Annotated in this window: 6 protein-coding genes; 5 read left to right on the forward strand and 1 reads right to left on the reverse strand. The window is 67.4% G+C overall.

The features are described from left to right. Positions 1-2582: sugar-binding protein (locus tag ELR45_RS17980; RefSeq protein WP_165367883.1), on the forward strand; the 2582-nt coding region annotated here is incomplete at its 5' end. Between the two features lie 245 nt (positions 2583-2827). Beyond that, positions 2828-4093 (forward strand): DegT/DnrJ/EryC1/StrS family aminotransferase, encoded by a 1266-nt coding sequence (locus ELR45_RS17985; protein ID WP_129667628.1) that lies wholly within the window; start codon positions 2828-2830, stop codon positions 4091-4093. A 61-nt stretch (positions 4094-4154) separates the two neighbouring features. Here ELR45_RS17985 and ELR45_RS17990 read toward each other — a convergent pair whose 3' ends face one another. Continuing rightward, the gene (locus ELR45_RS17990) at positions 4155-5843 is read right to left on the reverse strand and encodes a hypothetical protein (protein WP_165367884.1); all 1689 of its coding nucleotides are present in this window, start codon (positions 5841-5843) and stop codon (positions 4155-4157) included. Positions 5844-5982: 139 nt separating this feature from the next. Between ELR45_RS17990 and ELR45_RS17995 the strand changes: the two genes are divergently transcribed. From ELR45_RS17995 to ELR45_RS18005, 3 genes are all read left to right on the forward strand, one after another. Then, the gene (locus tag ELR45_RS17995) at positions 5983-7389 is read left to right on the forward strand and encodes an AGE family epimerase/isomerase (RefSeq protein ID WP_205856810.1); all 1407 of its coding nucleotides are present in this window, start codon (positions 5983-5985) and stop codon (positions 7387-7389) included. A gap of 379 nt (positions 7390-7768) precedes the next feature. Then, complete coding sequence (locus tag ELR45_RS18000) at positions 7769-9601, forward strand: peptide ABC transporter substrate-binding protein (RefSeq protein WP_165367885.1); 1833 nt, start codon at positions 7769-7771, stop codon at positions 9599-9601. 18 nt (positions 9602-9619) lie between these two features. Further along, positions 9620-10624, forward strand: a complete 1005-nt coding sequence (locus tag ELR45_RS18005) for an ABC transporter permease (protein ID WP_129667631.1) — start codon at positions 9620-9622, stop codon at positions 10622-10624. Positions 10625-10720 lie beyond the last annotated feature (96 nt).

Consider the following 10720-nt stretch of genomic DNA (forward strand, 5'->3'; position numbering starts at 1 on the left):
GCGAAGGCGGCGGCAACGCCGTCGGCCTGGAGGAAGGGCCAGAGCTCGGCATCCTCCGCGAGGCCGAAGAGCGCCGCGCCGTCGGGTACGCCGGCATCGAGAACATCTACAACCTCGACAAGGTCGACCTCTTCTACACCCTCAGCGCGCCGTTGCACCGCGATGCGTGGGACTCCGAGGCCGAGGATGACACCCTGGCGCGTGTCGTGCGCACCCTGCGGACGACCAAGCCCGAGGTCATCGTCACCATGAACCCATCCCCCACCCCGGGCAACCACGGCGGCCATCAAGAGGCCGCGCGGCTCGCTGTCGAGGCGTACCAGGCCGCGGCCGACCCGGAGGCCTTCCCCGAGCAGATCGAAGACGAGGGCCTCGAGCCCTGGGCAGCCGGGCGCATCCTGCAGGGCGGAGCGTCGGGCTCCGGCGTCACCGGGTCCGCCTGCGAGACCACGCCGTACGAGCCGAACGACCCGTCCGCCCGAGTCTTCGGCACCTGGCAGGGCCGGACGTCCGAGGAGGCCGGCGAGACCTGGGCGCTGCTCGAACGGCGGGCCCAGTGGGAGTACGCGAGCCAAGGCTGGGCGGGCTTCCCATCTCCGCCGGAGGACCCCGAGCAGATCGGGTGTGACTGGCTCACGCTGATCGACAGCCGGACGCCGCATCCGGATCCGGCCAGCGGGCCGACGGCGGCCGTCGAGGGCGCCGTGCTACCGATCGACGGAGGGCTTCCGCTCGGTACCGAGCTGACCGTCGAGCCCGCGTCGTTCACCTTCCGTCCCGGTGTCTCCTTCGACGCCACCGTCAGTGTGAAGGCGGCCGACCGCCCGCTGCTCCGCCCGCAGGTGGAGGTAGACGTCCCCGACGGCTGGACCGTCGATGAGGTCGGCGATCTGCCACGCGCGGTAGCCCCCGGTAAAGAGGTGACCGTCGACGCGGTGATCACCCCCGCCGACGACGCCGAGATCGGCGGCCGGTTCAACCTCGGAGCGACCGTGACCACGCGGGACGGCGCCAGCGGACGTAACGCAGCGGCCGTCGAGGCGGTCAACGAGGTGCACGGCCGGCTCTCCGCACGGGAAGAGATCGCGGACTTCAACAGCTGGACGCACGAGCAGAACGTGCCGAAGCTGGAGACGCTGATCGCTCAGACGACGTCGGTCGGCACCGGCCGGACCCAGGAGGTCACGGTCGACGTCACCAACGACGGCGACGACACGGCCAGCGGTTCCGTGGCCCTCGACCTCGCCGACGGCTTCGCGGCCGAGCCGGCCGAGCAGCCGTTCGACGCTCTCGCGGCCGGCGAGTCGACGTCGGCGACGTTCGAGGTCACCAACACCGACACCTCGCTGCCGACGTCGAGCAACGCCGAGGGCGGCGGTTACGATTTCCAGATTCTCACCACGTTCGACTCGACGACGGACGTGCAGGACGCTCTGCTCGAGCTGGTGCCGACCAGCGAGGTCCCACAGCTTGACGAGGAACCGGTGCTCGACGGCGTCGCTGACGAAGGTGAGTACCCGGGCGAGGAACTCGACGCGTCCACGCACTGGGAGGGTGAAGAGACCGGAGCCGAAGACATCTCGGCGACGACCAAGGTCAACTTCACCGACGAGGCGCTGTTCGTGTTCGTGGACGTCACGGACGACACCCTGGGCACGGTGCTGGAGCCAGAGGACTGTAAGCGGCACTGGCGGACCGACTCGGTCGAGCTCACGATCGACCCGCGCGGGACGTCGGAGAACGCATCCACGGCGTTCAAGACCGGCATCTTCCCCATCACGGATGACCCGGAGAACGGCAACCCGCCGTGCTACGAGCGCGACGCCGACAACCATCAGGGCCCGGGCGAGGATACCGCCCCGGGCATGGAGGTCGCCTCCGTGGTGCGCGGTGTGCGCGAGACCGCACACACCGCCGCCTGCGGGTCCTGCGGGTGCGCCGCATGCACGGGCGCGGCGGCTCAGGTCGAGTCGGCGGAGGACGGGTACGACGGCTACACCCTTGAGGTGAAGATCCCGTTCGAGGATCTGCCGGACACGGTGGATCCGGACCGGATGGGCTTCGACGTCCTGGTCTACGACTCCGACACGCAGGACAAGACCGGGCAGACCCGCATCGGCTGGTCGACGTTCGGTGGCGTGCAGGCGAACCCGCAGGCCTGGGGTCTGCTGACGCTGCCGGGCCTGGCGGAGTCGGAGCCCGCCCCGAAGGACCCGATCCTGCCCTCGGAGGCGGCGCTCAGCGTCAATTCACCGCAGAGCATCGCCCAGTCCGCCGTCGACGGTGTCCCGCTCGGCAGCGGGCCCGGCCTGGGGTCGAAGGCTCTGGAGGTCAGGTCGGCATCGCTCTCCGGCGACGACGCGGAGGTCCAGCTGCGCACTCGTGGTTCTGGCAAGGCCAACGTGTTCGTCTGGGACGGCGAGAACGTCGTCGGCTCGGTGAGTGGTGTGGACGTCGACAACGGCAAGACGACGGTCGATGTCCCGCTGGAGACCGATGATGACACAGGCGACGACCTCGAGGTCCTCGTCGCGTTCATGACCGGCGACGGCACCGCATCGGCGGCTGCACCACTCGGCTGACCCGGCCGGGAGGAACACGGACGACCCCTCTGGCCCTGCACATGGTGACGCACAAGGCTCACCGGGCAGGGCCAGAGGGGTCACTCATGTTGCGGCCACGGAGCGTGCCCGCCACCGGGTCGTAGGTGAACGCCCGACGATCAATTCGAGACGATCCAAAATGGGTAATAGGTCCTAGAAAAACGGAGATCGGGTGGCTACTGTGTTCTCCACTGGCCGTGTGTCTGAGCCCTGGGAGGCCGCTCGTGCCGTACGAACCGTCACTCGCCCTGCATGGCGGAACGCCGATCCGCACAGCTCCGTTCCCGTCGGTGTCGGACGCGGCCGGCCGGCGGCTCGGCGACGAGGAAATCGTCGCGTTGGAACGCGTCGTCCGCAGTGGGCAGTTGAATTCGACCGTAGGCGCCGAGACGCGCGCGTTCGAGCGGGAGTTCGCCGAGTACTACGGCGTGCCACACGCGGTGGCGTCGAGCACTGGGACATCGGCCATTCACCTGGCCGTCGCAGCCGTGAACCCCGAGCCGGGTGACGAGATCATTACGACGAGCCTCTCAGACGCCGGTACCGTGCTCCCGATCCTGTCCCAGAACGCGGTGCCCGTCTTCGCCGACGTCGATGCGGCGACCGGCAACCTCGACGTCGCCTGCGTCAGGGAGATGATCACTCCTCGGACGCGGGCGATCATCGCCGTCCATCTGTTCGGGCAGCCCGCTCCGGTAGCCGAACTGCGCGCACTTGCCGACGAGCGGGACCTGGTGCTGATCGAGGACTGCGCCCAGGCCTACCTGACCCGTTGTGGGCCGGACGGTGCCCTCGCCGGCACCGTGGGTCATCTGGGGTGTTTCAGCCTGCAGCAGTCGAAGCACATCACCGCGGGCGACGGCGGCATCACGATCGGAACCGACGACGATCTGGCCCGCCGAGCTCGGCTGTTCGCGGACAAGGCGTGGCCACGCGACACGGACGAACGGACGCATCTGTTCCTCGGGCTGAACTATCGCATGACCGAGCTGCAGGCGGCCGTCGCTCGTGAGCAGCTGAAGAAACTCGCCGGTGCGGTCGACAGCCGGTGCAAGGCGGCTGAGCCGCTGAACGCCGCAATCGGGGCTCTCCCCGGCCTGGCGACGGGTTTGACGGAAGGGGCGACCTACTGGCTGTACCCGGTGTTCGTCGACCCGGCGGTCGCCGGTGCGGACGCGCATCGGTACGCCGATGCACTGCGGGCAGAGGGCATTCCGGCCGTCGGCGGGTACATCCCGCGGCCGCTCTACCTCACGCCCGCCCTGGCGGAACGACGTACGTACGGCGAGTCGGGCTACCCGCTGTCCGCGCCGCCGGCCGACGTCGCGCCGCGGTACGAGGCCGGACTGTGCCCCGCGACCGAGGCACTGATCGGCGAGCGGATGCTCGTGATCCCCTGGAACGAGAACTACAGCGGCGACGATGTCGCCGACATCATCGCCGCACTGGAAAAGATCCACCACACCTTCACCGACGCGCCAGCACCATGATCATGAACAGTAACCGCCCACATCGAACGGTTACTGTTCATGATCATCGCGTCGTGCCGGCTCAGGCCGGACTCTGCGCCGCGTGGTTGATTCGTGCGACGTCGTAGGCCGTCGAAGGGAACACGGCATACTCGTGGCTGTTGAACATGTCGCGCAGGTGCGTGAGGATCGACCCGTCCCACGGCGTCAGGTCGGCCCAGGCGCCGGCTTGACGTTCGTACGCTTCGAGGCCGGTCGGCCCGCGGCCGTCGATGAATCGGTTGACGGTCAGTGATCCGTCGTCGGTGACGACGGCGACGTTCTGGGTGAACGTGGCGGCGAAGCGTTCCATGTCCGCTCCGGTGAAGACCGGCTTTCCCGTGCCCGCGAACACAGGGATGTCGCGAAACATCTCCAAGGCGAAGTTCATGTCGATTTGGCCGTGACTGACGTCCTCCGCACTCTGGTTCCCCGGTAACCATGGCCGGTACTCCGAGGCGGGGTCGTCGATGTCCCAGCCGCTGTAGACCCGGCCCTTGGACCACCAGTACGGCCATACGTAGGCGCCGCCCTCGGTGATCGTCAGATCGCCGTGGAACGTCCGCGCCATGGCTCGCGTCCGGTCGACGTAGCGGGCATCGCCCGTGACCGCGGCCAACTGCAGGGTGGCTCGGCCGAGTGCGAGGAACTGGTTGATCGGAAGATCGATCCCCGCCCACCAGACGGGAGCGCCCGGGAGCGCAACGTAGTATCCCTCGCCGCGTTCGGTCTCGCGCCATTCCGGATCATGAACTGCGACGGCTTCCTCCGCGGCGGTCAGGTAGGTGTCCGCACGCTTGCGGTACAGCGACTTCGCCCGCAGGTTCGGGTCCGACCGGACGATTCGCGCGAACATGACGAGTGGAAGCGCGATCTGGCCGGTGTGGACACCGAAGACGTACGGTGGCGAGATCATCTGGTAGTCACCCATGGCGACGTTGTTCTGGGCGGAACCACGTTGGCGCAGGTCTTTCAGCGTGACCTGCACACGGTCCGGCGACTCCGTTCGGAAACCTCGCAGGACTCGGTTTACGGCGTAGTCGTCGCTCGCCGGGTCCAGAACGAGATTGTCGTAACGTGTCGTCCTGCCGTAGAAGTGGTGTCGAACCTCGAGGCGGAACGTTCCGTCTCTCGACCCCGGCGACACCGTGGCTACGGCCTCGTCGGCGTATGCCAGCGCCGTGCGCACCTGAAGAACGGGGCGGCCCTGGGTATCGGGCACGACGGCCGTACCCACCGTGTAGTGATGGTTCGCGCGCCACGCGGGCTGGGAGGCATCCCGATAGTCGCGCACTCCGCGCTCGCTGTCGCGGTTCGCCAGGACGTGGTCGATGTGGTCGACCATCTTGTCCAGGTAGTACGTGTCCCCGTACGTCTGGTACATGAGCGCATACCCCTGCAGGAGGTACGCCTCTCCCCAAGCGAGTTTCCCGCTGAGCCCCGAGCTGTCTTTGTCGTTCGTCTCGTCCTTCCAGCCGTGTCCGTCGTTGAAGGACTGGTCGAGGTGGTCGAAAGCCTCGCGGGTAACGGAGTCGGATTCTCCGCGTCCGGCGGCCCAGGCGGCCTCCGGACGCGTACCGGGCAGGCTGACGGCTCCGACGGCTGGGGCGACGGTCACGCCCAGCGCGGCGGTGCCGACGCCGAGCACGCGCCCAAGGAATGTCCTTCGCGTTGTGCCGGCAGGGCGCTTCTCTGGCGTGTGGTGCGATGTGCGCCGGCTTCGGCTATTCATGAGCGTCACCGCTTCCCGATCGTTCGACCCGCCCGACGACATCATCGGGCGACATATCTAGCGCGTCAATGTTTCGGACGCATAATTTTGTGATTAGCATGTGTTCGTAATCGTCTTGGGCGCTGCCAGTGTCAGCGGCATGAGCGAAAGGGACATCCGAAACCCGACCATGACCGAGGCGTCGTGCCGTGTCGCCATCGGCGCGGCCGCCCGTCGGATGAGATGCAGAAGCATCGAGGCAGATCGGAAGTGTGACGTGGACCTGCGGCAGCATCTCTTCGATGACGTCCTGGCGTGGTGGCTCACGCGGGGACCCGACGACCAGTACGGCGGGGTCTTCACGTGCTGGGACAACCGCGGAGTCCGGCTCCTGTCCACCGACAAGTACACCTGGTCACAAGGACGGTGGCTCTGGCTTCTCGCCGCGGCGGCGGATGCGGTGCGACGCGGGTCGGCGCCCGACGGATCGGCGGTGACGGTCGAGAGATGCCTGACGGAAGCCCGGTCCACCGCACGGTTCCTGCGCTCGGGCGTCGTGCAACCAGACCACTCGACCGCGTACGTCACTGACCGCGCCGGCACCGCATTCGAACCGTCGCCGGGCTCGGGGCTGTCGACGAGCGTGTTCGCCGACTGCTTCGTCGCGCTCGGGTTCGCCCGCTTGGCTCAGGTCGAGTGCGACGAGGAACTCGGCGCACTCGCGGAACTGATCCTGCTTTCTGCCGGCGCCAGAATCGGCGACGGCACCGCACGCACTGAGCCGTACCCCGTCCACCCGGCGTTCGCCTCATTCGCACTCCCAATGATCCAACTCGGCACCGCGACCGAGGTCTATCGGGCAACAAGCTCCGATGCCTCAGCACAGGTGGCGGCCGGCGCCGTGCGGGCACTCGTCGACCGGTTTCGAGGCGGGGACAACGGAGCCGACTTGTATGAGCAGCCTCCCCTGCGGGACGGAGTCGCTGACTCGCTACTGGCTCGCCACCGTGCACCCGGGCATGCGCTGGAGTGCCTGTGGTTCCTGGTACACGCGATCGACGTCGTCCCGGCTGCCGCGCGAGCATTGCAGGACGCGGCGCTGGGGCCTGAGTGGATATGCGAATCGGCTCGTCGGTCGCTCACACTCGGCTGGGACGACGAACATGGCGGGTTGTTGCGATATGTCGACGTCGACGGCGGCCCACCACGCGGCCGGCTGCTGGACGACCCGTACGAACGGCTGGTGACCGAGACGTGGGACACCAAGCTGTGGTGGCCGCATGCGGAGGCTTTGTACACCACGGCGCTCCTGTCCGCCAAGTACATGGATTCCGAACTGAGCCGGTGGTATGAACGCCTTTTGCGCTACACGTTCTCGGTCTTTCCCGCGGGCCCAGGTCAGGAGTGGATCCAGATCCGGGACCGGACAGGCGCGCCGCTGGACCGCACGGTGGCGCTCCCCGTGAAGGATCCGTTCCACATCGCCCGAGCCCTGTTGCTCCTCATTGATCTCGAACCTCCGGAACACTGCGGCGCCTCTCGGCCACCACATGAGCCAGGGAGATAATTTCGGCCCGCGATAATTGGCATTGCCGCATGATCGTCTAGGAGATCATGTCGATGTCAACATCCGCGCCGCCCGACCCACTCACTCGGGGGGCCCACGGGGCACGTACCGCCATGGCTAGCTACAGCTGGCGCTGTTAGCGGGCATTTTGCGTCCGAGTGCGACCCATCGAGCAACCGTCGCGCCCGGCTGCGAACAGAGCGGGCGGAGTCGCCGAGAACATTTTCGCTCCCTCTCAGCCGTTGACATCTTTCCGGACACGGAAATAAAGTCCAGCTACAAATTAGACCATCGGGCAGCCGAAATGTTGCAACGAGGTTGCCGCTCAACTGTCGCATCGCACCGGCGGTGTGGCACCTGTGAAGGAAGAGGTGCACCGATGGACAGAGGCGTGACCTCGGGCCTCAAGCCATGGCCCGGCGCGACCCGACGAGAGTTCCTACGTGTGTCCGGCTTGGTCGGGCTCGCCGTCGGCGGCGGGTGGGCGCTGTCCGGTTGCGGTCTGACCGGTGCGGACGACGGCTCGCCCGCGGAGGGCACGGACGGCGACGGCGGAGGCGGAGAGGGCGGCGGCCCGAAGGTACTGCGGATGACCTTCCGTCCGGTCGAGGTGCTCGATCCGCAGATCATCACCCAGGGAATGTGGATCCTCACCCGGGGCATCCTCGAAGGCCTGGTAGTGCAGGATCCAGAGGGCACCGACGTCGTTCCCGCCGCCGCGGAGAGCTGGGATGTCTCCGACGACGCACTGACGTACACGTTCCACATCCGGCAAGAGGCGAAGTGGTCGAACGGCGATCCGGTGACGGCGCAGGACTTCGAGCGCACGTACCAGCGGCTGTTCACGCCGAGCAGCGGGGGCACCGGCGGAACCACGCTGGGGCAGAACTCGTACCAGGTCACGACCGGTATCAAGGGTGCGGCCGCCTACCTCGGCGGCGCGACGGAGGACTGGTCCGACGTCGGGGTCGAGGCCACGGGTGACCACGAGCTGGTCATCACCCTGGAGACCCCGAACCCAGACTTTCTGCTGGCCTTGACGCATCCCGGCCTGTTGCCGCTGCACATGGACAGCGTCGAGGAGCTGCCGGACGAATGGCAGGTGCCACCCAACTTCGTCTCCAACGGCCCCTACGCCGTCGAGAGCTTCGTCGCCAACTCGAGCATGGGCCTCGCCCCGAATAAAGAGTACTGGGACCGCGAAGCCGTGACCCTGGATGCCATTGACATCCAGCAGGTCGACCCCGGCGCGAGCGCGGGCACCCTCACCGTGCCGTACGAGAACGACGAGACCGACATCCTGGAGATCGCCGAAGCCGACGTGCTCCGCTTCCAAGAGGATCCGGAGCTCGCCGACCACCTGCAAGCGGTCGACACCTACAGCGTCGGCTACCTCGCGAAGCTCCGCAGCGAACATCCGGCGCTCGAAGACGTGCGTGTCCGCAAGGCGTTGTCCCTCTCCTTGGACCGGGCCACCATCGCCAGCGTGGTGCCTGGGGGCCAACCTGGCCTCTCCCTCCCGCACGATCAGGTGGCCGGGTGGGATGAGAGCCTGGCCGTCCAGGAGAACCTGGACGAGGCCAAGCAGTTGCTCGCCGATGCCGGGTACCCCGACGGCCAGGGCCTGCCCCAGGTACGCATCCTGCACGGCGTGGACTCGCCCATCGTGGACGCGGTGATCGACCAGTGGAATAACCGGCTGGGCATCGACGCTCTCAACGACCGCGTCGAGGCCGGTGTCTACGTCGAGCGACGCTGGTCGGTCCAGGAAGGCGACTACATCGGGTACTACTGGGGAACCTTCGCCGGGCTTCCGACGCTGCCCACCTACGTCGGGGCGCTGTGGTCCCCGGCGGACATCCAGAAGTTCAGTCTGCCGGGCGAGGTCTGGGGTGAGTACCAGCAGATCGAGGCGGACGAGGACCTCGGCGGGGAGGAGAAGGCACAGCAACTGACCGCGCTGATCGATCAGCATGCGTCCGACGGGTCCAAGCAGATGGCGGACCTGGTCGCACAGGCCACCGCCGAGCTCGACGACGAGGCGAGACGGCAGTTGTATCTGGAGGCGGCCCGCCTTCGGGAGGACGAGTACCTGTACTTCGCGGTGGCGTGGCTGTCGATCTTCTTCGCCGTCCGGCCAACGGTCACCGGCCTGCAGCTACGCAGGTATCCGGACTTCTTCTACCTCAAACCGCTCGGGCTAGAAGCCTGATCGGACGGGAGCGTCGCCGTGGGCTTCGTCGCATACCTCGGAAACCGTGCCGGTCGCCTGGCGCTATCGCTGGTGGCGGTATCCATCATCACGTTCGGCCTGCTCCAGCTGGCGCCGGGCAACTTCGCCGACATCCAGCGGGTGACCAGCGGTGCCACCAGCATCGCCGGCACCGGCACGGAGACCATGCTGGCCGAGACCCAGGCGCGGTACGGCGAGGACACCCCGGTGACCGAGCAGTACCTCACGTTCATGCAAGGCGTCGTCACCTGGGACATGGGGCCGTCGTACCGGTACGCGGGGCGCGCCGTCGAGGACATCATCTCCTCCGCGTTCCCGGTCTCGGCGACCCTGGCCGTGCTGGCGGTGATGCTCGCCCTGCTCATCGCGATCCCGGCCGGTGTCTACGCCGCGCTGCGGCAGAACTCCAAGTCCGACCACACCACGATGTTCATGGTCACGCTCGGGCATGCATTGCCGAACTACCTGATCGCGGCCTTCCTGATCATCGTCTTCACGGCCTATCTCGGCTGGTTCCCGTCCAGTGGGTGGAACACGCTGGATCACATCGTGCTGCCCGTGATCGCGCTCTCGCTCGGTCCGGCCGCCGTCCTGGCCAGGTACGTACGGTCCAGCATGTTGGAGACGCTCCGCGAGGAGTACGTCACCGCGGCCCTGGCCAAGGGTGGCCCCTACCGGACCGTGATCCTCCGGCACGCGCTGCGGAACTCGCTGATCCCCCTGGTGACGGTGGTCGGGCCGCTGCTCGCGGCGTTGATGACCGGCACGGTCTTCGTCGAGGCGCTGTTCCGGATCCCCGGCCTCGGCTTTTACGCCGCCACCGCGGCGGCCAGCCGGGACATGCCGCTGCTCATGGGGACGGTGCTGTTCTTCGCGTTGATCATCATGGTGGTGAATCTTCTGGTCGATCTCACCTACGGGTTCCTCGACCCACGTATTCGAGCTGAAGGGGGGTGGGGACGATCGCAGCCCCGGAAAGTCTCGACCCAGCAGACGGCCTGAGGACAGCTGACAGTCCCGGTGCCAGCGGTCTTCGGGCCGACGCCGGCGACCACATCGACGGCACCCGCGCCCGCGGCCCATGGGCGAAGGCCTGGG

This window comes from Phytoactinopolyspora endophytica, assembly GCF_004138495.1.
Classification (GTDB): Bacteria; Actinomycetota; Actinomycetes; order Jiangellales; family Jiangellaceae; genus Phytoactinopolyspora; species Phytoactinopolyspora endophytica.